Genomic DNA, 24,327 nt, shown 5'->3' with positions numbered 1-24,327 from the left:
ATCGCCGGGACACAGTTCGGCTCAGTTTTGCGCGGCCCACCACTCCTTGAGGGCCTTCACCGCGGCGTCGTGCCCCATCGGGCCGTTCTCCAGGCGCAGCTCCAGCATGTGCTTGTACGCCTTGCCGATGACCGGGCCGGGCCCGACGTCCAGGATCTGCATGATCTGGTTGCCGTCGAGGTCGGGGCGGATGGAGTCCAGCTCCTCCTGCTCCTGTAGCTGGGCGATGCGCTTCTCCAGGCCGTCGTAGGCCCGGGACAGCGCGGCCGCCCTCCGCTTGTTGCGGGTGGTGCAGTCGGAGCGGGTCAGCTTGTGCAGGCGGTCCAGCAGCGGCCCCGCGTCACGGACGTAGCGGCGGACCGCCGAGTCCGTCCACTCCCCGGTGCCGTACCCGTGGAAGCGCAGGTGGAGCTCGACCAGCCGTGAGACGTCCTTCACCAGCTCGTTGGAGTACTTCAATGCGGTCATGCGCTTCTTCGTCATCTTCGCGCCGACCACCTCGTGGTGGTGGAAGGAGACACGGCCGTCGTCCTCGAAGCGGCGGGTACGCGGCTTCCCGATGTCATGGAGCAGCGCGGCCAGCCGGAGCGTGAGGTCCGGGCCGTCCTGCTCCAACGCGATCGCCTGCTCGAGGACGATCAGCGTGTGCTCGTAGACGTCCTTGTGCCGGTGGTGCTCGTCGCGCTCCAGGCGGAGCGCCGGCAGCTCGGGCAGGACGTGCTCGGCGAGCCCGGTGTCCACGAGCACGGTCAGTCCCTTGCGCGGATGGGTGGACAGGACGAGCTTGTTCAACTCGTCACGGATCCGCTCCGCCGAGACGATTCCGATACGCTCGGCCATCTCCGTCATGGCGGTGACAACCTCGGGGGCGATCTCGAAGTCCAGCTGGGCGGCGAATCTGGCGGCCCGCATCATGCGCAGCGGATCGTCCGAGAACGACTCCTCGGGCGTCCCCGGGGTCCGCAGCACGCGCGCCGCGAGGTCCGCCAGGCCACCGTGCGGATCGATGAACTCCTTCTCCGGCAGTGCCACAGCCATCGCGTTCACCGTGAAGTCCCGGCGGACCAGGTCTTCCGCGATGGAGTCGCCGTACGACACCTCGGGCTTGCGCGAGGTGCGGTCGTAGGCCTCCGACCGGTAGGTGGTGATCTCGATCTGGAAGTCCCAGTCGGTGTCGCCGACGCGGGCACTCTTGTGTGCGCCCACCGTGCCGAACGCGATCCCCACCTCCCAGACCGCGTCCGCCCAAGGCCGGACGATCTTCAGTACGTCCTCGGGGCGGGCGTCGGTGGTGAAGTCCAGGTCGTTGCCGAGCCGGCCGAGCAGCGCGTCGCGGACCGAACCGCCGACCAGGGCGAGTGAGAACCCGGCCTCCTGGAATCGGCGGGCGAGGTCGTCGGCGACGGGAGCCACCCGCAGCAGCTCGGCGACCGCGCGCTGCTGCGCCTGGCTCAGGGCAGAGGGAGTGTCTTCGTTGGGGTTCGGCACAACAGAAAAGGGTACGTGCCCGCGCGACCGGGGCGTCCCGTCGAGCGGCGCGGACAGCTCCTTCCATACCCGTCCAAGCGCTGCCCTTGCGGCGTACGGCTGCTCTCCCGCCGATACTGGATATAGAGGACGGGCCGCCGTTGTCCTTCCGATCTTGTGGAGGAGACCGCGGCACTTCCCCTCGGCGCGCATCGTTACCATGCGTGGACGCACATTCCGACGACCACTGACGACGACGAGGGACGGGCGAGCGCGTGGCCGAGGCGGCTGACTTCCAGGGGACCAGTGCCTCACCTGCCCGCCGGTGGATGCGACGCGCGGGAGCACTGCTCGCCGGGGCGCCTCTGCTGGCCGGTCTCCTCCAGCTGCCCGCCGCGGCGCCCGCGCAGGCCGCTTCCTCGGCCCCGGTGTCCGTGTCCCTGGACAACCTGAGTCCCAGCGTTCCCACGGACGGCGACACGCTGACCGTCGCCGGCACGGTGACCAACAACGGCAAGCGGACCGTCACGGGCGCCCACGTGAACCTGCGGGTGGGGCCCCGGCTCACCACCCGCTCGGCCATCGACTCCGTCGCCCGGCACTCCGACGAACCGCAGGGCGGCACCGGCGCCGAGGTGGACGACAAGTACGAGGAGAAGTTCGCCACACTGCCACCGGGCGTCGCCGAGCACTTCAGCATCTCCGTCCCCGTGGACAAGCTCGACCTCGGTGAGGACGGGGTCTACGAGTTCGGGGTCTCCCTGTCCGGGCAGACCTCCGCACAGCCCTGGGACCAGTTGCTCGGCATCCGGCAGACGTTCCTGCCGTGGCAGTCGTCGGAGGCCGACACCCGGACCAGGACGACATTCCTGTGGCCGCTGATCTCCAGCGTGCACATGACGGCCAAGACGGGCGCCGGTGACCTTCAGACACCGGTGTTCCTCGACGACGGCCTGGCCAAGGAGCTGGCACCGGGCGGCCGGCTGGCCCAGATGGTGGAGCTGGGCAAGGATCTCGACGTGACCTGGGTGATCGACCCGGACCTGCTGGCGTCGGTCGACGCGATGGCCACGGGAAACTACCGGCTCCCGGACGCCGACGGCACCACGACGCCCGGGTCCCGGGAGCACCAGGCGGTCGCCAAGCAATGGCTGGCCGGACTCCAGAAGGCCGTGGCCGGCAAGGAGGTCGTCGCCCTGCCCTTCGCCGACCCGGACCTGGCCTCTCTGGCGCACAGCGGCACCAGCGTCACCGGCTCGCTCAGCCACCTCAAGGACGCCACCGACGTCGCCGCGACCACGGTCAAGACGGTGCTCCACGTCACGCCGACCATCGACTTCGCCTGGCCCGTGAACGGCGCCGTGGATCCGTCGATCATGAAGGTCGCGACGTCCGCCGGCGCAGACCGGGTGATCGCCCGCAGCGACAGCCTCCAGGAGACCGCCGGACTGCCGTACACGCCGTCCGCCGCCCGCCCGGTCGGCGGGGGCACCACGGCGGTGGTCGCCGACGCCAGGTTGTCCAGGGCGTTCGAGGGTGACATGACGAAGGCCGGCTCGGCCACACTCGCCGTACAGCGGTTCCTGGCGCAGAGCCTGGAGCTGAACGCGCAGACGGACGAGGAGCGCAGCGTCGTCGTCGCCCCGCAGCGCGTGCCCACGGCGAGCCAGGCACAGGCGATGGCGGCAGCGCTGAGGGAGCTCCAGGGCAGCGGCTGGTCCCAGTCGCAGGACCTCACCGCGGCGGCCAAGGCCAAGCCCGACCCGGGTGCCACCACGCGCATCCCCTCGACGTCCGTGTACCCGCCCTCGCTGCGCCGGCAGGAGCTGCCGAGGGCGGTCTTCGCGCAGATCGCCCGCACCCAGGACAAGCTCGACAACTTCCAGGTGATCCTCAGCGACCGGTCCCGCGTGGCCACCCCGTTCGGGCTGGCCATACACCGGGAGATGTCCACGTCGTGGCGCGGCAGCCGTGGCGAGGCGGCCGGCTACCGGGACGGTGTGGAGGCGTGGCTCGACGAGCTGGCCGATCAGGTCAGGCTGATCGACAAGTCGGAGACCAAGCTCTCGGGCCGCAGCGCCACCATCCCGGTGACCGTCCAGAACCGCCTGGTACAGCCGGTCGGCCACCTGGTGCTGCGCCTCACCTCGACCATGCCGACCCGCCTCAAGATCGGCGACAAGGCCTACTACGAACAGCGGGTGGACGTCTCCGGCGGCCACAGCCAGTCGGTGAAGTTCACCACCTCGGCCAACGCCAACGGCCGGGTGACGGTCATCGCCCAGCTGTTCACCGAGGACGGTCAGGAGTACGGTGCCCCCGTCACCTTCGATGTGAAGGTCACCGAGGTCACGCCCACCGTGATGCTGGTCATCGGTGGCGGCGTGCTGCTCCTCGTCCTCGCCGGTTTCCGCATGTACACCCAGCGCAAGCGCGCCGCCGCCCGGCAGGCCGACGAGGACGGTCCCGGCACGGCGGACGGGGACACGGACGAACCGGGGAACCCCGGAGCCCCTGGGGACCGTCTCCCGGAAGAGCCCGACTCCGCCTCCGGGGCAGGCGACCCGGAGCAGCCGAGTGACCCTGCGCCGGACACCGCACCGGAAAGCGCCGACCCGTCCGGGACGGGTGAGAGAGTGGACCGTTGAGCGATGTCGTGGCCGGTGGGCCCGGGACGATGAGGTGGGGTAAGCATGAGCGCGCCGTACGACGGTGACCGCGGCGAGGGCGCTGCCGGTTCGGGCTACCCCGAGCCGCCGCCCGAGCCTGGCCAGGTGCCGCCGCAGCACGCGGCGGACATGTACCTCCAGGACGCCTACGAGCAGGATCCCTACCGAGCGCACGACCTGTCCGCCCAGGACCCGGTCGCCGAGGCGCTCTACGACCGCGCCGCGCACCCGCCGCCGCCCCCGGGCACGTACGACCCGCAGCAGCCGCTGTACGCCCCGCCCGCCCAGTCGCCGTACTCGCCCGACCCGCGAGTGTGGGCGCAGACACCGGCCCCCGAGCCGGAAGCCCCGGCCCCGTACCTGCCGTACGGCGACGACCCGCGCACCACCCGGTTCGTGGGCGTGGACGACCTGGTCACGCACTCCGGCGAGGAATACCACGAGCCGGACGCCTTCGCGCATCTCTTCAAGGACCAGCAGCACAGCGGCGGGCACTCGCCCATGGATCCGCCGGTCGTCCCCGGACCGGCCGGCGCGCCGGGCGGCGGGCACGGCGGTCCGTACGGCCAGGGCCCGCAGCAGGACAACCCGTACGCCGGGGGCGCCTACCCGGCCCAGGCCTCCTATGCGGCCGGTCCCGGCGCCGGACATCCGGCGCAGACCCCGGTGCCCGCCCCCGCCGCAGCGCCGTACCCGGGCGGTGTCCCGGGCGGTCCCCGGGGCGCCGGGCCGGAGGACCGCGCGGCCGACGCCGCTCCCGCCGCTCCCGCCGCTCCCGCCGCTCCCGCCAAGAAGGGCGGACGGGCCACCGGACTGCTGAAGTCCAGTGCCGTGATGGCGGCGGGCACGATGGTCTCCCGCCTCACCGGCTTCGTCCGCTCCGCGTTGATCGCGGCCGCACTGGGCCTCGGCTTCCTCGCCGACTCCTTCCAGGTGGCCTACCAGCTACCGACGATGATCTACATCCTCACCGTCGGCGGCGGCCTGAACTCCGTGTTCGTGCCGCAGCTGGTGCGCTCCATGAAGGAGGACGAGGACGGCGGCGAAGCCTTCGCCAACCGGCTCCTGACCCTGGTGATGGTGGCGCTGGCGGCGCTGACCGGTCTCGCGATGTTCGCCGCGCCCCTCCTGGTGCGCCTGCTGTCGAACCCGGTCGCCACCAACCCGGCGGCCAACGACGTCGCCGTCACCTTCACCCGCTACTTCCTGCCCTCGATCTTCTTCATGGGCATCCACGTGGTGATGGGTCAGATCCTCAACGCACGGGGGAAGTTCGGCGCGATGATGTGGACCCCGGTCCTGAACAACATCGTCATCATCGTGACGCTCGGCATGTTCATCTGGGTCTACGGCACCGCGGCCAACTCCCACATGACCGTCACGAACATCCCGCCGGAGGGCCAGCGCCTGCTCGGCATCGGTGTGCTGCTCGGTCTGGTCGTCCAGTCGCTGGCGATGATCCCGTATCTGCGCGAGACCGGGTTCCGGGTGCGGCTGCGCTTCGACTGGCGCGGGCACGGCCTGGGCAAGGCCGCGATGCTCGCCAAGTGGACGGTCCTGTTCGTCCTCGCCAACCAGGCGGGCGCCATGGTGGTGACGCAGCTGTCCACCGCCGCCGGCAAGGACTCCGGCATCAAGGGCGTCGGCTTCGCCGCCTACGCCAACGCCCAGCTGATCTGGGGTCTGCCGCAGGCCATCATCACCGTCTCCCTGATGGCCGCCCTGCTGCCGCGTATCTCGCGCTCGGCCGCCGAGGGTGACGGCGGCGCGGTCCGGGACGACATCTCGCAGGGCCTGCGCACCACCGCGGTCGCCATCGTCCCGATCGCCTTCGGCTTCCTCGCGCTCGGCATCCCCATGTGCACGCTGATCTTCGGCTCCGCCGGCACCAGCGCCGCGGTGAACATGGGCTACATGCTGATGGCCTTCGGTCTCGGCCTGATCCCGTACTCGGTGCAGTACGTCGTCCTGCGCGCCTTCTACGCCTACGAGGACACCCGCACCCCCTTCTACAACACGGTCATCGTGGCCGCGGTCAACGCGAGCGCCTCGGCCCTCTGCTACTTCCTGCTGCCGCCCCGCTGGGCGGTCGCCGGCATGGCAGCCGCCTACGGCCTCGCCTACGCCATCGGCGTGGGCATCGCCTGGCGGCGGCTGCGCAAGCGGCTGGGCGGCGACCTGGACGGGGCCCGGGTGCTGCGCACGTACGCCCGGCTGGGCATCGCCTCCCTGCCGGCGGCCCTGCTCAGCGGCGCGGCCGTCTACGCCATCGGGCACACCCTCGGCCAGGGCGTCGTCGGCTCGTTCGCGGAGCTGCTCGCCGGTGGCATCGTCCTGCTGGGTGTCTTCTTCGTGGCGGCCCGGCGGATGCGCATCGAGGAGCTCAACTCGCTCGTGGGTATGGTGCGCGGGCGTCTGGGGCGTTGAGGCGGGGGTAGGCGCACAACCATCGTCCGCCGCTGTGTGTCGTGCATAGCGGCGGACTGTGGGCACAATTGGTTTCGGCGTCGGACAGCGTGCAACGGATGGGGAGGCAGGGACGACGGTGGCGGAACGGAGCACGGCTGCCGTCGACGTGGCAGACACCAGCGGTGAGCAACCGCTGACCGCCAAGGCGGACCAGTCCACGGCCGACGGGGTGGCCAAGAACCCGGAGCGGGACACGGACAGCGACCAGGCACAGGGAAGTGGCGGCACCGAGAGTCCCGCACAGAAGGCCTCGCCTCCGGAACTGCACAGCGGTCACAAGCTGGCCAGACGTTACCGGCTGGAGGAGTGCGTCACCCGTCTGGACGGCTTCAGCAGCTGGCGGGCGGTCGACGAGAAACTCCGCCGTGCCGTCGGCGTCCACGTCCTGCCCGCGAACCATGTCCGGGCCCGCTCCGTCCTCGCCGCCGCCCGTTCCTCCGCCCTGCTCGGCGATCCGCGTTTCGTCCAGGTCCTCGACGCCGTCGAGGAGAACGACCTCGTGTACGTCGTGCACGAGTGGCTGCCCGACGCCACCGAGATGACCACGCTTCTCGCCGGCGGCCCGCTGGAACCGCACGACGCCTACCAGATGGTCAGTCAGATCTCCTCGGCCATGGCCGCGGCGCACCGCGAGGGTCTCGCCCATCTGCGGCTGAACCCGAACGCCGTACTGCGCACCTCCACCGGCCAGTGGCGCATCCGCGGCCTCGCCGTGAACGCCGCGCTGCGCGGGGTCAGCTCCGACACCCCGCAGCGCACCGACACCGAGGCCATCGGTGCCCTGCTGTACGCGGCGCTGACCCAGCGCTGGCCGTACGAGAACGACGCCTACGGCCTGTCCGGCCTCCCCAAGGACATCGGCCTCATCGCACCGGACCAGGTGCGGGCCGGGGTGCACCGCGGTCTGTCCGAGCTGACCATGCGCGCCCTGGTGAACGACGGGGCCACGGCGTCCCGTCACGAGGCTGCGTGCACCACGCCGGAGGAGCTGGTGAAGGCGATCGGCGAGATGCCCCGCATCCGCCCGCCCGAGCCGTCGTTCACGGCCCCGCCGGACTACCAGCGCACCACCTACCAGCAGGGCACCTACGGCCGCCCTGCGGCGCACCCCGGAGCCGGTCAGCCGATCGCGGCTCCGCCGCCCCCGCTCCAGAGCCGCACGGGCAAGGCCCTGAAGTGGGCGGTGTCGGCGCTCCTGATCGCCGCCCTGGGCCTGGGCAGCTGGCAGCTGGCGGACGCCCTGATGGACCGGGGCAACACGTCGGACGACACCAACAAGAGCCAGACGACGGACGACGGCGACAAGAACACCGGGAAGACGAAACCGGTCCCGATAAAGATCGAGCACAGCCAGGAGTTCGTCGCCGGGGGGAACGCCCAGCGCCCCGACGACGTGGCCAAGACCTACGACGGGGACGCGTCCACCTACTGGAGGACGAGAAGCTTCAACGAAGGCCCGCCGATCGCGCCGTTCAAGCCGGGCGTCGGCATCGTCTACGACCTCGGTTCGGCCAAAAAGCTCAGCACCGCCACCCTCGACATGCGCTACGCCGGTGACCACACGACGGTCGAGCTGTACGCGGCCGACTCGCTGACGCCGCCCTCGCTGGACTCGATGGACCAGATCGGCAAGGTCACGACGACGGGCACCAACGCTACGGTGAAGGTCACCAAATCGGTCAGCACGCGGTACGTCCTCGTCTGGCTGACGGCCGTACCGAATTCAGGGTATGACTCCGCCCTGTACGCCGAGGCCGGCTACAAGCAGGCCATCGGCGAAGTGAAGTTCACGGGCTGACGTCTCACCCGGACCGGAGGGGGCAGATGGCGGAGGGCGCCGGATACGACGGAGCGAGCGACAAGGATCTGCTCGCCCGTCACGTGGAAGGCGATCCCGAAGCCTTCGGTGAGATCGTGCGGCGGCACCGGGACCGGCTCTGGGCGGTCGCGCTACGGACGCTTGGGGACCGGGAGGAGGCCGCCGACGCGGTACAGGACGCCTTGGTCTCCGCCTACCGGGCCGCCCACACCTTCCGGGGGCAGTCAGCCGTCACCACATGGCTGCACCGGATCACCGTGAACGCCTGTCTGGACCGGGTCCGCAAGGCCGCCTCGCGCAAGACCGCCCCGGTCGATGACACCGAGCGGCTGGAGCAGCTGCTGGAACCGCACGAGTCCGCCTCGGCGCCCGCCGAGCGCAAGGACGTGCACCGCCAGCTCCTCGAAGCGCTCGGCACCCTTCCGCCGGAGCAGCGGGCCGCTCTGGTCCTGGTGGACATGCAGGGCTACCCGGTGGCCGAGGCCGCGCGGATCCTGGACGTGCCGACGGGGACGGTGAAGAGCCGGTGCGCCCGGGGCAGAGCCCGGCTGCTGCCTCTGCTCGCTCACCTACGGCCCGAGGGCGGCGCGGATCCTCGGTCCGCCCGCACCGGGAGCGGTGAAGAACCCGATGACGCCGGGGGGCGGAACGAATCCGGCCCGGGACGGAACCGGGGGCCGGGGACATCCGTCCCACCGGCAACGGGATCACCGAGCGGACGCCCCCTGGACACGGGGCCGAGCGATTCAGCCGTAGTGAAGGGCGGAGGTGGGCGAGCGTGACTTCCACGACGGACACGGCCGGGCACCCGGACGTCGCCGAGATCTCCGACCTCACCGAGGGCCTGCTTCCGCCGGACCGCAGCAGTGATGTGCGGCGTCATCTGAGCACGTGTGAGCCGTGCGCGGACATGTACGCCTCGCTGGAGGAGATCCGGAGCCTGCTGGGAGCCGTGCCGGAGCCGGAACGGATGCCGGACGACGTGGCCGCGCGTATCGGCGCCGCCCTGGCCGCCGCGGCCCCGCACGCCGGCGACGAAGGCATCGCCGGCCATGTTTCACGTGAAACGGCGACCGTGGCGGATCGTCCCGCCGGACGACCGCGTGCGACGACCGGGCCCGGGCGCAAGCCGTCCGAGCGCGGGCGGCGCCGCGGCCGGTTCGTCCTGGGCGCCGTCCTCACGGCCGCCGTACTGGGCGGCGGTGGGCTGGTCGTGACGTCACTCGGTGACAACGCCGGCCACACGACGGCCCATGGGACGCCCACCCCGTCCGCCGTCAGCTTCTCCGGTGACAGCGTGCAGAACCAGGTGCGCGGACTCCTCGCCACGAAGAAGGGACTGCCGCAGGACAGCGAGAAGCCACGGTCGGACGCCGAGGGCGGGTCGGACACGCCGGGGGTGACCCCCGGCCCGCACACTTTGATCCAGACCGCTGTCCCCGTCCCCGACTGCGTCCGGCAAGCGCTCAGCCGGGGCGCTGACGTCCTGGGCGCCAAGACGGGTACCTATGCGGGGAGGCCCGCCTACCTCGTCGTCGTATCCGATGCTCACGACACCAAGCGGGTCACCGCGTACGTGGTCGATGAGGCCTGTGTGCGGCAGCGGAGCACCCCGGCGGCCGGCGAGGTTCTGCTGAAGCAATCCGTCGCGCGTCCTTGAGTCGGCTGGAACGCTTCTTCGGCCGCCGGTGCGCATGCGTGTGCTCGGACACATCGGGAATGCGCGCCCCGTAGGATCCGTTGGGTGGGTGAGAGTCCTGAAAGGGGCTCTCATCGGTCGACTGACGCTGACCAGAGACGAGGAATCAAGCCGTGAGCGACGTCCGAAACGTGATCATCATCGGCTCCGGGCCCGCCGGCTACACGGCGGCGCTCTACACCGCCCGTGCGTCGCTGAAGCCCCTGGTGTTCGAGGGCGCCGTCACCGCGGGTGGCGCCCTGATGAACACCACCGAGGTGGAGAACTTCCCCGGCTTCCGCGACGGCATCATGGGCCCCGACCTCATGGACAACATGCGCGCGCAGGCCGAGCGCTTCGGCGCCGAGCTGGTTCCGGACGACATCGTCTCTGTCGACCTGACCGGTGAGATCAAGACCGTCACCGACACCGCGGGCACCGTCCACCAGGCGAAGGCCGTCATCGTGACCACCGGCTCCCAGCACCGCAAGCTGGGCCTGCCGAAGGAGGACGTGCTGTCCGGTCGCGGTGTCTCCTGGTGTGCCACTTGTGACGGGTTCTTCTTCAGGGACCAGGACATCGCCGTGATCGGCGGCGGCGACACCGCGATGGAGGAGGCCACCTTCCTCTCGCGGTTCGCCAAGTCCGTGACGATCGTCCACCGCCGGGACACCCTGCGCGCCTCGAAGGCGATGCAGGAGCGTGCCTTTGCCGACCCGAAGATCAAGTTCGTCTGGGACAGCGAGGTCGCCGAGATCCAGGGCGACCAGAAGCTCTCGGGACTGAAGCTGCGCAACCTCAAGACGGGCGAGCTGTCCGAGCTGCCCGTCACGGGTCTGTTCATCGCGATCGGCCACGACCCGCGCACGGAGCTGTTCCAGGGACAGCTGGACCTGGACCAGGAGGGTTACCTGAAGGTCGCCGCTCCGTCCACGCACACCAACGTGACCGGTGTCTTCGCCGCCGGCGACGTGGTCGACCACACCTACCGGCAGGCGATCACCGCAGCGGGTACCGGCTGCTCCGCCGCTCTGGACGCCGAGCGTTTCCTCGCCGCTCTCGCGGACGAGGACCAAGCGGAGCCCGAGAAGACCGCCGCCGTCTGACCTTCCTCTTCTCCCCTCGCCCCACCGCACGACCAAGGTAAGGAGCCCGCCGTGGCCGGCAACCTCAAGATTGTGACCGACGATTCCTTCGAGCAGGACGTCCTGAAGAGCGACAAGCCTGTCCTGGTGGATTTCTGGGCGGCCTGGTGCGGCCCGTGCCGCCAGATCGCCCCGTCGCTGGAGGCGATCGCTGCCGAGTTCGGCGACAAGATCGAGATCGTCAAGATCAACATTGACGAGAACCCGGGCACGGCCGCCAAGTACGGCGTCATGTCCATCCCGACCCTGAACGTCTACCAGGACGGCGAGGTCGCCAAGACGATCGTCGGCGCCAAGCCCAAGGCCGCGCTTCTGCGTGACCTCGACGAGTTCATCACCAAGTGACGTTTCACGTGAAACACGAATGGGCCAACCTCCCGGGGTTGGCCCATTCGCATAGGACGGCCATGTGCTGACGGTGGCCCGTCGGCCCCCGTCCGCTAGAGCGGCCTCAGTGCGGGTTCCTTCTGGACCGCTCCCAGAAGACGGTCGAGGGCCATCTCCACGTCTTCCTTCCAGGAGACCGTGGACCGTAGTTCCAGCCGCAGCCGCGGATGTGCGGGATGCTGACGTACCGTCTTGAAGCCCACGGCCAGCAGATGGTCGGCGGGCAGCAGGCAGGCGGGCTCCTTCCAACGGGCGTCACCGAACGCCTCGATCGCCTTGAAGCCCCGGCGCAGCAGATCCTTGGCGACCGCCTGCACCAGCATCCGGCCCAGCCCCTGTCCCTGGTAACCGGGCAGGATGAAGGCCGTTATCAGCTGGACCGCGTCCGGTGACACCGGGCTCGTGGGAAAGGCCGTGGAGCGCGGCACATAGGCCGGAGGGGCGTAGAGCACGAAGCCCGCCGGCACGTCGTCCACGTAGGCCACCCGGCCGCACGATCCCCAGTCCAGCAGGACGGCGGAGATCCAGGCCTCTTTCTCCGTCGCGGAGGTGCCCGCTGTCACCGCCGCTTCGCCGCTGACGGGGTCCAGTTCCCAGAAGACGCATGAGCGACAGCGCTGGGGAAGGTCCTGAAGGTTGTCCAGCGTGAGCGGCACGAGCCGACGCCCCATGGAGGGTGATCCTCGCTTCCTTCGCTCGCCGCATCATGTGCGGCTGTCAGAGCGCTCCGCTCCCTGAGCAGGCTGCCGACGAATCCGCCGGCCGCGCCGAGGCCGAGGCCCGCGCTAACCATTCCGGTGCGGCTCATCGATCGCATGGCCCCGACTCCCGCTCAGAGATGCAGATGCTGTCCGGTGGATGCGCCATACCTGTTCGCATCGTATCCACGATGCGATTCACTCGATACCGCCTCAAAGCAAAGAGCGGGCCGTGTTCCGGTACACACCGGACACGGCCCGCTCCCCTGCACAACGCGGTGGATCCGCCCGAGGGTCAGTCGTGCGTCTCCTCGCCGGCATCCTCCTGAAGACTCTTCTGGAGGGCCAGCTTCTCGCCCGGGGCGAATGTGCTGAGGATCCGCTCCAGGTCGTCCGGCGAAGCGAACTCGACGGTGATCTTGCCCTTCTTCTGCCCCAGTTCGACCTTCACACGCGTCTCGAAGCGGTCCGACAGCCGGGTGGCCAGCTCGCTCAGCGCCGGGGAGGGCACCGATCCGGCCCGGGGACCCCGGGAACGCGAGGCCTTCTGAGGCCGCGACCCCATCAGCGTGACGATCTCTTCCACGGACCGCACGGACAGCCCCTCGGCCACGATCCGGTGCGCCAGCCGGTCCTGCTCCTCGGAGTCCTCCACGGCCAGCAGCGCCCGGGCGTGACCGGCCGAGAGCACTCCGGCGGCCACCCGCTTCTGCACGGTCGGCGACAGCTTCAGCAGACGCAGGGTGTTGGAGACCTGCGGTCGGGAGCGTCCGATCCGGTCCGCGAGCTGATCATGTGTGCAGTTGAAGTCCCTCAGCAGCTGGTCGTAGGCAGCGGCCTCTTCGATCGGGTTCAGCTGCGCCCGGTGCAGGTTCTCCAGCAGCGCGTCCAGGAGGAGCTTCTCGTCCTCCGTGGCCCGGACGATGGCCGGGATGGCCGCCAGGCCGGCCTGGCGGCAGGCGCGCCAGCGGCGCTCGCCCATGATCAGCTCATAGCGGGCCGGTCCCATCTGGCGCACGACAACGGGCTGAAGGAGGCCGACCTCCTTGATGGAGGTGACCAGCTCCTGGAGCGCGTCCTCGTCGAAGATCTCACGCGGCTGGCGCGGGTTCGGCGTGATGTCGTCCAGCGGGATCTCGGCGAAGTGGGCGCCCATCGGAGCCGCGGGCACCTCCACGTCCGGGCTCGCCGGGGCTGCCTCGGCCTCGCGTGCGACAGGCGGCAGCGTGGCCACCTTCGCCGCGGCCACCCCCCGGTCGGTCGTCAGCACCGGGACGGCGGCGGGGGAGGCCGATGCTCCACCGCCCATCGCCGCCGGCGTCGGGGTCTTCTCGGTCGGGGCAGCGGGGATCAACGCGCCGAGTCCACGGCCCAGTCCCCTCCGTCGCTCGCTCACTGGATGCCCTCCACCATGCTCGGGTCGTTCTGGGCGCCGATGTGGGCGTGGCCGGCGTCATAGCTGACACCGACGCCCCTCAGCGCGATTTCTCGGGCCGCCTCAAGGTAGGAGAGGGCGCCGCTCGATCCTGGATCGTAAGTCAGCACCGTCTGCCCGTAACTCGGCGCCTCGGAGATACGGACGGAGCGGGGAATGCTCGTCCGCAGTACCTCGTCACCGAAGTGGGTGCGCACCTCTTCGGCGACCTGGGAAGCGAGACGCGTCCGGCCGTCGTACATGGTGAGCAGAATGGTCGACACATGCAGCGTGGGGTTGAGGTGCCCCCGCACCAGGTCGACGTTGCGGAGCAGTTGGCCCAGGCCCTCCAGCGCGTAGTACTCGCACTGGATCGGGATGAGAACCTCCTGGCCCGCGACCAACGCATTGACGGTCAGCAGGCCGAGGGAGGGCGGGCAGTCGATGAGGATGTAGTCCAACGGCTGCTCGTACGCCTGGATCGCCCGCTGGAGCCGGCTCTCCCGGGCCACCAGGGATACCAACTCGATCTCCGCACCGGCGAGATCGATGGTGGCGGGGGCACAGAAGAGACCCTCGACATCGACGACGGGCTGGACGACCTCGGCGAGAGGCCGGCTCTCCACCAACACGTCGTAGATGGAGGGCACCTCGGCGTGGTGGTCGATCCCCAGAGCCGTGGAGGCGTTGCCCTGCGGGTCGAGGTCGACCACCAGGACGCGACTGCCGTGCAGAGCCAGCGAGGCGGCAAGATTGACGGTCGTCGTCGTCTTGCCCACCCCACCCTTCTGGTTGGCGACCACGATCAGTCGGGTCTGCTCCGGTCGTGGCAGGCCTTCCCCGGCACGGCCGAGGGCCTCCACCGCCAGTTGGGCCGCTCGACCGATGGGAGTGTCGTCCATCGGGGGCGGTGTTTCACGTGAAACATCCGCCCCCATCGACTCGGTGCGGGGACCGGGGACCGGATCGGTCATCGGTCCCGCGATATTGGCGTCGGACCGCACGGATTCACTCTCCTCGACATCAGGCTCGCAATGAACAGAGCCTCCCATGCCGTCGGGGTCATGAACCAGTGAGGCCTGGTGTTCTGTGGAGAAATCCACCTCTGTGGACAACTCCGTACCCCTGGAGGGGGGCGGGGCGCCCGGGGAGGGGGGCTCCTTTCCGAGCGAGCCGAGGGACTTCCGGTCGCGGGGCTCGGCCGCGGCGCGACCGCGACCGATGATGCCGTGCAGCAATGAGCGACGTTTCACGTGAAACACGATGCACAGCGCCCGCGACCGAAACTCCGCGACACTCCGGAGCATCGCGGAGGGGCAGCTTGTGTGGAGTACGGCTCGTCGTCAGGACGGATCAGCGACGGCGGCGGACACGACCGGTGCGGGCCGCCTTCGCGCGCTTGGCCGCGAACCGCACACCGCCCGGGCTCTCCCCGACCTCGACCCGCACCACGGTGGACAGCGGATCCACCACACCCTCGCCCACATGCAGGATGGATGTCTCGACCGCGCCGAGCTTGCTGAGAGCGGAGGCCGCGGCCTTCAGCTCCTCCTCGGCCGTGTCGCCCTTCAGCGCGAGCATCTCGCCGTACGGACGCAGCAGCGGAATGCCCCACGTGGCCAGGCGGTCCAGCGGAGCCACGGCACGTGCGGTCACCACATGTACCGGAGGCAGCTTGCCCATGACCTCCTCGGCACGGCCGCGCACCACGGTGACGTGGTCCAGGCCGAGCAGCTCGACAACCTCGCTGAGGAAGTTGGTGCGCCGCAGCAGCGGCTCCAGCAGGGTGATGTTCAGGTCGTCGCGGACCAGGGCCAGCGGGATACCCGGCAGGCCGGCACCCGAGCCGACGTCGCAGACCGTCACGCCCTCCGGGACGGCCTCGGACAGCACCGCGCAGTTGAGCAGGTGCCGCTCCCACAGGCGGGGCACCTCCCGCGGGCCGATGAGGCCACGCTGCACGCCCGCCTCGGCGAGCAGCTCCGCGTACCGCACCGCATCCGCGAAGCGATCACCAAACACTTCCCGCGCCTGCGCGGGCGCGGGGGGAAGCTCCGCTGCCTCCGTCACGGGGACCGTCCTTCCGTACAGCGCCGGCGCTTCGTGCACCGGCCCACCAGAACTACCAGGCTGACAAATATTCGGCCCCGCCTGCTCAACAGACGGGGCCGGTGAAACGCGAGGGTCCGATCAGGCGGGCAGTACGACGACGAACCGCTGCGGCTCCTCGCCCTCGGACTCGCTGCGCAGTCCGGCGGCCTTGACCGCGTCATGCACGACCTTGCGCTCGAAGGGGCTCATCGGCGCGAGCTTCACGGGCTCGCCGCTGCTCTTGACCTCGGCGGCGGCCTTGGCGCCCAGCTCGGACAGCTCGGCCCGCTTCCTGGCCCGGTACCCCGCGATGTCCAGCATCAGCCGGCTGCGGTCACCGGTCTCCCGGAGCACCGCCAGGCGCGTCAGCTCCTGAAGCGCCTCCAGCACCTCGCCGTCCCGGCCGACCAGCTTCTCCAGGTCACGGCTGCCGGTGTCGCCGATGATCGACACGGCGGCGCGGTCGGCCTCGACGTCCATGTCGATGTCGCCGTCCAGATCGGCGATGTCCAGCAGACCCTCGAGGTAGTCCGCCGCGATCTCACCCTCCTGCTCCAAGCGGGAGAGGGTGTCTGCACCCTCGGCAGCGGCGGAGGTGGTGCCTTCCGTCACGGGATGGGCTCCTTCTTACTTCTTGGACGGGGACTTGGGCCGCTGCGGGCCACCCTTGCGCTGGCCGGACTGGGCCTTGCTGCGGGTGGCGGAGCCGGGCTTCTGGGGCTGCTTGGCGGCGGTGGGCTTGGCGGCCTGCGGCTCGTCGGCCTTCTCCAGCGACAGCGAGTCGTCACCCGGCTGCCTGGGCGCGCCGGACTGACGCTGGGATTTGCTCTGCCGCTTGGGCTGCTGGCGCCGGGCGGCGGTGTCGGCCACGGCCGTGGTGGTGGTCACGCCGTCCTCGGTCTGCGCCGCGGCCTGGGCCGTGCTCCGCACCACCGTGCCGTCGGTCTGGGCGGCGAGACCGGCCTTGTTCAGCGCGTTGACGAACTTGCGCTCGAACTCGTTGCGGTCGCGGCCCTTGGCGACGATCGCCTTGATGATGGCCTTCTCACCGCGCCGGCGGATCTTGCCGTGCTCGGTGACGTGCTTGGTCAGGCGCTCCAGGTAGGCGGCCTGCGCCTTGGAGCCCGGCGTCGGGTTGTTGCGGATGACGTACATCTGCTGGCCCATGGTCCACACGTTGGTGGTCAGCCAGTAGACGAGGACGCCGACCGGGAAGTTGATGCCGAAGACGGCGAACATGACCGGGAAGACGTACATCAGCATCTTCTGCTGCTGCATGAACGGCGTCTTCACCGTGGTGTCGACGTTCTTCGTCATCAGCTGACGCTGCGTGTAGAACTGCGAGAACGACATCATGACGATCATGACCGCGGTCACGACCCGGACGTCGGTCAGCGTGGCGCCCAGCGCCTCGACCGTGGACGCGCTGTCCATGAACTTCGCGGCGAGCGGGGCGCCGAAGATGTGCGCCTGACGGGCGCTGGCGAGCAGCTGCTCGTCGATGACGCCGATCTTCTTGTACGAGGCGATGCCGCTGAGCACGTGGTACAGGGCGAAGAAGAACGGCGACTGCGCCAGGATGGGAAGGCACGAGGAGAGCGGGTTGGTGCCCGTCTCCTTGTACAGCTTCATCATCTCTTCGGACTGGCGCTGCTTGTCGTTCTTGTAGCGCTCCTGGATCTTCTTCATCTCCGGCTGGAGCGTCTGCATCGCGCGCGTCGACTTGATCTGCTTCACGAAGAGCGGGATCAGGCAGATGCGGATCAGGATCACGAGGGACACGATGGACAGGCCCCAGGCCCACCCGGTGTTGGGGCCGAAGATGGCGCCGTACACCGTGTGGAACTGGACGATGACCCATGAGACGGGTGTCGTGATGAAGCTGAACAGGCTGGCAATCGTGTCCACTAATCATGCTCCTTGGGCATGGGACGAGGTCTCTGCGGCCGGGCTCGGGGGAAGCTCGGAAGCAGGCTTCTCGGGCTTCGCTTCGATGGCCGGTGCGGCGGAGGGCCCGCCCTTGCGTGCGCGCCAGGCGTTGCGCAGCCTTTCGTGCCACCGCGGGCGCTTACGCGGAGGGACATGGTCCACACCGCCGAGCGACCACGGATTGCACCGGAGGATGCGCCAAGCGGTGAGTGCCGTTCCCTTGACCGCACCGTGCCGGTCGATGGCCGTGTAGCCGTAGTGGGAGCACGACGGGTAGTACTTGCATACCGGCCCCAGCAGTGGACTGATCGTCCACTGGTACAGCTTGATCAGAGCCAGCAGCGGGTACTTCATCGCGCGCCCCCTCCCAGCAGCCGCTCGAGGGCGGCGTCCAGGTCTCGGGCCAGCTGTGCGTGGTCTGCGTCGCCCGCCCCGGGCAGCGCTCGTACGACTACCAGGCTACCGGGGGGGAACAGGGTGACTCGGTCACGCATCAGATGACGCAGTCTGCGCTTCACTTTGTTGCGCACGACCGCACCACCCACGGCTTTGCTCACGACGAAACCCGCACGCGTCGGGGGAGCGCTCTCCCCAGGCGCGTGCGGGTCCGTGGCACCGCTACGAAGGTGGACGACGAGGGTTGGGCGGCCTGCCCGGCGCCCTCGTCGTACCGCGGTCGCGAAGTCCTCGCGCCGCCTCAGCCGGTTCTCGGTGGGCAGCACGATGTCATGACCTGACCGGGATCAGGCGGACAGTTGGGCGCGACCCTTGCTGCGGCGGGACGCGAGAATCGCGCGGCCGGCACGGGTGCGCATACGCAGCCGGAAGCCGTGGGTCTTCGCGCGACGACGGTTGTTCGGCTGGAAGGTGCGCTTGCTCACTCGGGGGCTCCAGAAGAAATCGGTAGTGGCGGGGTGCCGTCCTGGCTGTCACCGTGCGCCCACGAGTAGCTCGCTTCACGCCCGAGTGCACCGCTTCCCGATCACCCAGGTGATCTGTGCCCATCGGAGGCAGGCGGCAGCAGCCATCGACAACTCGACCTGGTTACGGTACGCGCGGCCGGGCCGTCCGGTCAAACCGGGGCCAGCCGAGAGACACTGTCCACAGGCTGGGGACAACAACTTGAACCCTACCCGCCGCGCTGACTACCGTGGCTGGACTCCGATTCGTTCCCTTGTCCCACTCACCACCCGATTCAGATCCCGATCCGTCCCCCGGACCACACGTTCGTGGGACCTGTGAGAGAGCGTGCCCTGTGGCTGACGTACCTGCCGATCTTGCCGCAGTGTGGCCACGCGTACTGGAGCAGCTCCTGGGGGAGGGCCGCGGTCAGGGCGTCGAGGTGAAGGACGAGCACTGGATCCGGCGCTGCCAGCCGCTGGCGCTGGTCGCCGACACCGCGTTGCTCGCCGTACCGAACGAATTTGCGAAAGGCGTACTGGAGGGCCGTCTCGCACCCGTCGTCAGCGAGACGCTGAGCCGCGAGTGCGGCCGGCCCATCCGGATCGCGATCACCGTGGACGACTCGGCGGGCGAACCGCCGGCGTCTCCCGCGCAGCAGGCGCCCGCGTCGCGCTACGAGGAGCAGGAACTGCCCTCGGGGCCCTACGAGGGCTACGGCCGCCACCGCGGGCCCGACCAGATCCCGGGCACCGAGCCGGGTGGCGAGCAGTCCCCGCAGGGCCGCCCGGACCAGCTCCCGACCGCCCGCCCGGCCTACCCGTCGGAGTACCAGCGCCCCGAGCCCGGCGCCTGGCCGCGCTCCGGGCAGGACGACTACGGCTGGCAGCAGCCGCGGCTCGGCTTCCCCGAGCGCGATCCGTACGCGTCACCGTCGTCCCAGGACGGTTACGGCTCCGGGGCGGACGCGTACGGCTCGTCGTCGCAGAACTACCGGCCGCAGGGCAGGGACCGGCCGTCGTACGGACAGCAGCGCGGTGACTACGACGCCCCGCGCGCGCCCTACGAGCCGTCCCGCCCGGACTACGACTCCGCGCGGGGCGAGTACGACTCCTCCCGGGCCGAGTACGACCAGCGCGACCCGGTCCGCCGTGAGCTGCCCGACCCGTCGGCGCACCGTGGCGGCCACGGCCGCCCGGACATGTCCGGCCCGGCCGCCGGGCAGCCGGCGAAGGGAAGCGGTCCCGGGGAGCCGACCGCGCGGCTGAACCCCAAGTACCTGTTCGACACGTTCGTCATCGGCGCGTCGAACCGGTTCGCGCACGCGGCGGCGGTCGCGGTCGCCGAGGCGCCGGCGAAGGCGTACAACCCTCTCTTCATCTACGGGGAGTCGGGGCTCGGCAAGACGCACCTGCTGCACGCGATCGGGCACTACGCGCGCAGCCTCTATCCGGGCACGCGCGTGCGGTACGTGAGCTCGGAGGAGTTCACCAACGAGTTCATCAACTCGATCCGCGACGGCAAGGGCGACAGCTTCCGCAAGCGGTACCGCGAGATGGACATCCTGCTCGTCGACGACATCCAGTTCCTGGCGGACAAGGAGTCGACGCAGGAGGAGTTCTTCCACACGTTCAACACGCTCCACAACGCCAACAAGCAGATCGTGCTGTCGAGCGACCGGCCGCCCAAGCAGCTGGTGACGCTGGAGGACCGGCTGCGGAACCGTTTCGAGTGGGGCCTGATCACCGACGTCCAGCCGCCCGAGCTGGAGACGCGGATCGCGATCCTGCGCAAGAAGGCGGTGCAGGAGCAGCTGAACGCGCCGCCGGAGGTGCTGGAGTTCATCGCCTCCCGGATCTCGCGGAACATCCGTGAGCTGGAGGGTGCGCTGATCCGGGTGACGGCGTTCGCCTCGCTCAACCGGCAGCCGGTGGACCTGGGCCTGACGGAGATCGTCCTGAAGGACCTGATCCCCGGCGGCGAGGACTCGACGCCGGAGATCACCGCGCCGGCCATCATGGCGGCGACCGCGGACTACTTCGGGCTCACGGTCGAGGACCTGTGCGGCAGCTCGCGGGGCCGCCAGCTGGTCACGGCCCGGCAGATCGCCATGTACCTGTGCCGCGAACTGACGGACCTGTCGCTGCCGAAGATCGGCGCGCAGTTCGGCGGCCGCGACCACACGACCGTCATGCACGCCGACCGCAAGATCCGCGCGTTGATGGCCGAGCGTCGCTCGATCTACAACCAGGTCACCGAGCTGACGAACCGCATCAAGAACGGCTGAGGCAGGCCAGAGGCCGGCAGGAGGCAGGCCGGCGGGCCGCACGCCGACCGGCACGGAGGGCGCCCCGGAACGCATCCCGGGGCGCCCTCCGGCATTCCCGGGAGCCGTTCCGGCGGAAAGAGCCGCCACGGCAGGGGGAGCCTCCGGCGGGGTAGCCGTTCCGGTAGAAGGAGCTGCCCCGGCGGGGGCATCCCGCTGCGGAGCCGTCCCAGCAGGGCGGGCCACCGTGCGCTCCGAGCCGTTCAAGCGGGCGGGCACGCTCAGGGCGGTCGAGCCGCCCGACCGCTCGGCCCGCTCGGCCCGCTCGACCCGCTCAAGGTGCGCGCTTCGGCGTCCAGGAGGCCGCTCGTCGGGGTCGTCGGCCGGTGTTCCGGCCCTTCGGAGCGCCGCGGACAGCCCGGTGGGCCGTTCCTCCCGTGTCATCCGGTGTTCGAATACTTGCCGGGTTACGGCCACTCTCCACAGATTCGGTGACTTTCTTCCGTCCACATCCTGGGGACCTAGGAGTTGTCCCGAACTGCGTCCACAGGCAGGCTGGCCCTGCGGCCTCCGCGCAGCTCAGAGGCCTGTGGATTCGTGGACAAAGGATCTCCACAGCCTGTGGACAACTTGAGGGGCCCCAGCCTGTGGACGATGTTGTCCACGGGCAACCCACAGGTTGGGGGCCGTTGTCCCCAGTGATCCGGCGCTTCTCCACATGGTTGTCCACTGTTCGGCAACCTGAAGGCCCCGGTCACCACGTCGAGTGAAAGGCGTCACACGAAGCTGCCGGATTGGGGTGTGGGAAACCCGGGTATTCCTGGGGACACAGCTGGGGAGAACTGCCCCCACCCTGTGGGCGCTGTGTGCAGAACTTTTTGTTCTCCACAGACAGGCCCGGTTGTCCACCGGCTCCGCCCACAGGCCCGGTGGATAAAATTCCCGCCCTGAGCTGGGAAAACGGGGTTATCCACGGTATCCACAGGCCCTACTACTACTTCCGACTAGAGATAGCTGGGAAACCGCTTCGAAGCGGGGCCTGTGCACAACTCGCCGTCTCGAGCCCGGCTGCCCCCCGGACCGACTTGACCCCGACGGGCACCTACTGTCAGTGCCGTGCGTCAGACTGGTCCCCGGTGCTCCGCCCGTCGCAGTGGGCGGTGACACCGAGTCGGAGGACTCAGTAGCAACAGCAGGAGGCGGCTTACGGTGAAGATCCGGGTGGAACGCGACGTACTCGCGGAGGCAGTGGCCTGGGCGGCCCGCAGCCTCCCGGCCCGTCCGCCGGCTCCTGTCCTCGCCGGCCTTCTGCTGAAGGCCGAGGACGGCCGGCTGAGCCTGTCGGGTTTCGACTACGAGGTCTCCGCCAGGGTGAACGTCGACGCGGAGGTCGAGGAGGAGGGCACCGTCCTCGTCTCCGGCCGCCTGCTGGCCGACATCTCCCGGGCCCTGCCCAACCGGCCGGTGGAGATTTCCACAGACGGTGTACGGGCGACCGTGGCCTGCGGCTCCTCCCGGTTCACCCTCCACACCCTGCCGGTGGAGGAGTACCCGGCGCTGCCGCAGATGCCGAACGCGACCGGCACCGTCCCCGGCGAGGTCTTCGCCGCCGCCGTGTCCCAGGTGGCCATCGCCGCCGGCCGCGACGACACGCTCCCGGTGCTCACCGGTGTCCGCATCGAGATCGAGGGCGACACGGTCACCCTGGCCTCCACCGACCGCTACCGCTTCGCGGTCCGCGAGTTCCTGTGGAAGCCGGAGAACCCGGACGCCTCCGCGGTCGCCCTGATCCCCGCCAAGACGCTGCTGGACACCGCCAAGTCGCTCGGTGCCGGTGACAGTGTCACGCTGGCGCTGTCCGGCTCGGGTGCCGGTGAGGGCCTGATCGGCTTCGAGGGCGCGGGCCGGCGTACGACCACGCGGCTCCTCGAGGGCGACCTGCCGAAGTACCGGACGCTGTTCCCGACCGAGTTCAACTCCGTCGCCGTGATCGAGACCGCCCCCTTCGTGGAGGCCGTCAAGCGCGTGGCGCTCGTCGCCGAGCGGAACACCCCGGTGCGGCTGAGCTTCGAGCAGGGTGTGCTGATCCTCGAGGCCGGGTCCAGCGACGACGCACAGGCTGTGGAAAGGGTCGACGCCCAGCTGGAGGGTGACGACATCTCGATCGCCTTCAACCCGACGTTCCTGCTGGACGGCCTGAGCGCGATCGACTCCCCGGTGGCCCAGCTGGCCTTCACGACGTCCACGAAGCCGGCGCTGCTCAGCGGGAGGCCGTCGGTGGACGCGGAGGCCGACGACGCGTACAAGTACCTGATCATGCCGGTGCGCCTCAGCGGCTGAGCGGCCGGTGCTCATCCACAGGCCGGTGGGAAACCGTCCCGGCCTGTGGAAGGAATCCGCAGGTGAGGGGCTACGGATGAGCACGTATGCCCACAGCTGTGCGTGACCGGGCGGGTTTAGGCTCGGCTCGGCACTCCGGTGCCTGTCACGCCACACAGCGACCTAAGGAACACAACTGATGGAGCTCGGTCTCGTCGGCCTCGGCAAGATGGGCGGCAACATGCGCGAGCGGATCCGCCGCGCGGGCCACACCGTCCTCGGATACGACCGCAACGCCGACCTCGCGGATGTCCACAGCCTGGAAGAACTCGTGGGCAAGCTCAGCGGCCCGCGCGTCGTCTGGGTGATGGTCCCGGCCGGCGAGCCCACGCAGTCGACCATCGACCAGCTCGCCGAGCTGCTGGAGCCCGGTGACGTGGTCGTGGACGGCGGCAACTCCCGCTGGACGGACGATGAGAAGCACGCCGGGGAGCTGGCGGCCAAGGGCATAGGCTTCGTCGACTGCGGTGTCTCCGGCGGCGTCTGGGGCCTGGAGAACGGGTACGCGCTGATGTACGGCGGCGACGCCGAGAACGTCGCCAAGGTGCAGCCCGTCTTCGACGCGCTCAAGCCGGAGGGTGACTTCGGCGCGGTGCACGCCGGCCGGGTCGGCGCGGGCCACTTCGCGAAGATGGTCCACAACGGCATCGAGTACGCGATGATGCAGGCCTACGCCGAGGGCTGGGAACTGCTGGAGAAGGTCGACTCCGTGGAGAACGTCCGCGAGGTCTTCCGCTCCTGGCAGGAGGGCACCGTCATCCGCTCCTGGCTGCTGGACCTCGCGGTCAACGCCCTGGACGACGACGAGCACCTGGAAGGCCTGCGCGGTTACGCACAGGACTCCGGTGAGGGACGCTGGACGGTGGAGGCCGCGATCGACAACGCGGTGCCGCTGCCCGCGATCACCGCCTCGCTGTTCGCGCGGTTCGCCTCCCGGCAGGACGACTCGCCGCAGATGAAGATGATCGCCGCGCTGCGCAACCAGTTCGGCGGCCATGCCGTAGAGAAGAAGTAGC

20 protein-coding genes are annotated in these 24,327 nt (G+C 69.8%); 10 read left to right on the top strand and 10 right to left on the bottom strand.

All coding sequences use genetic code 11. The features are described 5' to 3' along the window. Positions 1–21 precede the first annotated feature (21 nt). Positions 22–1,488: a CCA tRNA nucleotidyltransferase gene (locus ABZ117_RS09970; protein WP_356819108.1), complete on the bottom strand. Its 1,467-nt coding sequence runs from the start codon at positions 1,486–1,488 to the stop codon at positions 22–24. A gap of 254 nt (positions 1,489–1,742) precedes the next feature. Between ABZ117_RS09970 and ABZ117_RS09965 the strand changes: the two genes are divergently transcribed. From ABZ117_RS09965 to trxA, 7 genes are all read left to right on the top strand, one after another. Next, the gene (locus ABZ117_RS09965) at positions 1,743–4,115 is read left to right on the top strand and encodes a DUF6049 family protein (protein ID WP_356819106.1); all 2,373 of its coding nucleotides are present in this window, start codon (positions 1,743–1,745) and stop codon (positions 4,113–4,115) included. 45 nt (positions 4,116–4,160) lie between these two features. After that, entirely contained in the window at positions 4,161–6,563 is a 2,403-nt protein-coding gene (murJ, locus tag ABZ117_RS09960) for a murein biosynthesis integral membrane protein MurJ (RefSeq protein WP_356819104.1), read from the top strand. Positions 6,564–6,681: 118 nt separating this feature from the next. Beyond that, positions 6,682–8,403: a serine/threonine protein kinase gene (locus tag ABZ117_RS09955; RefSeq protein ID WP_356819102.1), complete on the top strand. Its 1,722-nt coding sequence runs from the start codon at positions 6,682–6,684 to the stop codon at positions 8,401–8,403. 26 nt (positions 8,404–8,429) lie between these two features. Beyond that, positions 8,430–9,206 (top strand): RNA polymerase sigma factor SigM, encoded by a 777-nt coding sequence (gene sigM, locus ABZ117_RS09950; RefSeq protein WP_356819100.1) that lies wholly within the window; start codon positions 8,430–8,432, stop codon positions 9,204–9,206. Then, entirely contained in the window at positions 9,203–10,084 is an 882-nt protein-coding gene (locus tag ABZ117_RS09945; protein WP_356819098.1) for a hypothetical protein, read from the top strand. The genes sigM and ABZ117_RS09945 overlap by 4 nt, the downstream gene beginning before the upstream one ends. A gap of 152 nt (positions 10,085–10,236) precedes the next feature. Then, a complete protein-coding gene (gene trxB / locus ABZ117_RS09940; protein ID WP_356819096.1) occupies positions 10,237–11,208 on the top strand; it encodes a thioredoxin-disulfide reductase in 972 nt (323 codons plus the stop codon). Positions 11,209–11,259: 51 nt separating this feature from the next. Continuing rightward, a complete protein-coding gene (gene trxA / locus ABZ117_RS09935; protein ID WP_356819094.1) occupies positions 11,260–11,592 on the top strand; it encodes a thioredoxin in 333 nt (110 codons plus the stop codon). Between the two features lie 95 nt (positions 11,593–11,687). On the opposite strand, the gene ABZ117_RS09930 is transcribed toward trxA, so the two are convergent. The 9 genes from ABZ117_RS09930 to rpmH form a co-directional block, all read right to left on the bottom strand. Next, the gene (locus ABZ117_RS09930; protein WP_356819092.1) at positions 11,688–12,305 is read right to left on the bottom strand and encodes a GNAT family N-acetyltransferase; all 618 of its coding nucleotides are present in this window, start codon (positions 12,303–12,305) and stop codon (positions 11,688–11,690) included. 322 nt (positions 12,306–12,627) lie between these two features. After that, positions 12,628–13,728: a ParB/RepB/Spo0J family partition protein gene (locus ABZ117_RS09925; RefSeq protein ID WP_356819090.1), complete on the bottom strand. Its 1,101-nt coding sequence runs from the start codon at positions 13,726–13,728 to the stop codon at positions 12,628–12,630. Beyond that, on the bottom strand, positions 13,725–14,798 hold the full coding sequence (locus ABZ117_RS09920) for a ParA family protein (protein WP_356819088.1): 1,074 nt from the start codon (positions 14,796–14,798) through the stop codon (positions 13,725–13,727). Before ABZ117_RS09920 ends, ABZ117_RS09925 begins: the two co-directional genes overlap by 4 nt. 301 nt (positions 14,799–15,099) lie before the next feature. Continuing rightward, entirely contained in the window at positions 15,100–15,816 is a 717-nt protein-coding gene (gene rsmG, locus ABZ117_RS09915; protein WP_121787888.1) for a 16S rRNA (guanine(527)-N(7))-methyltransferase RsmG, read from the bottom strand. A gap of 120 nt (positions 15,817–15,936) precedes the next feature. Continuing rightward, a complete protein-coding gene (locus tag ABZ117_RS09910) occupies positions 15,937–16,449 on the bottom strand; it encodes a R3H domain-containing nucleic acid-binding protein (RefSeq protein WP_356819086.1) in 513 nt (170 codons plus the stop codon). 15 nt (positions 16,450–16,464) lie between these two features. Next, positions 16,465–17,745, bottom strand: coding sequence for a membrane protein insertase YidC (gene yidC / locus ABZ117_RS09905; RefSeq protein WP_356819084.1), 1,281 nt, complete (start codon positions 17,743–17,745; stop codon positions 16,465–16,467). A gap of 3 nt (positions 17,746–17,748) precedes the next feature. Continuing rightward, positions 17,749–18,120, bottom strand: coding sequence for a membrane protein insertion efficiency factor YidD (yidD, locus tag ABZ117_RS09900; RefSeq protein ID WP_356819082.1), 372 nt, complete (start codon positions 18,118–18,120; stop codon positions 17,749–17,751). Further along, positions 18,117–18,488 carry a ribonuclease P protein component gene (gene rnpA, locus ABZ117_RS09895; RefSeq protein WP_356819080.1) on the bottom strand — a complete coding sequence of 124 codons (372 nt, stop codon included), beginning with the start codon at positions 18,486–18,488 and terminating at the stop codon, positions 18,117–18,119. The genes yidD and rnpA overlap by 4 nt, the downstream gene beginning before the upstream one ends. A 21-nt stretch (positions 18,489–18,509) precedes the next feature. Then, entirely contained in the window at positions 18,510–18,647 is a 138-nt protein-coding gene (gene rpmH / locus ABZ117_RS09890; protein WP_356819078.1) for a 50S ribosomal protein L34, read from the bottom strand. A gap of 374 nt (positions 18,648–19,021) precedes the next feature. Between rpmH and dnaA the strand changes: the two genes are divergently transcribed. The 3 genes from dnaA (at position 19,022) to gnd (ending at position 24,326) form a co-directional block, all read left to right on the top strand. After that, a complete protein-coding gene (dnaA, locus tag ABZ117_RS09885; RefSeq protein WP_356819076.1) occupies positions 19,022–20,953 on the top strand; it encodes a chromosomal replication initiator protein DnaA in 1,932 nt (643 codons plus the stop codon). 1,188 nt (positions 20,954–22,141) lie between these two features. Next, the gene (dnaN, locus tag ABZ117_RS09880; RefSeq protein WP_356819075.1) at positions 22,142–23,272 is read left to right on the top strand and encodes a DNA polymerase III subunit beta; all 1,131 of its coding nucleotides are present in this window, start codon (positions 22,142–22,144) and stop codon (positions 23,270–23,272) included. A 178-nt stretch (positions 23,273–23,450) separates the two neighbouring features. Then, complete coding sequence (gene gnd / locus ABZ117_RS09875) at positions 23,451–24,326, top strand: phosphogluconate dehydrogenase (NAD(+)-dependent, decarboxylating) (RefSeq protein WP_356819073.1); 876 nt, start codon at positions 23,451–23,453, stop codon at positions 24,324–24,326. Position 24,327 lies beyond the last annotated feature (1 nt).

This window comes from Streptomyces sp. NPDC006309 (assembly GCF_040613095.1).
In the GTDB taxonomy this organism is placed as follows: domain Bacteria; phylum Actinomycetota; class Actinomycetes; order Streptomycetales; family Streptomycetaceae; genus Streptomyces.
This window is presented reverse-complemented; position numbering and strand designations above follow the sequence as displayed.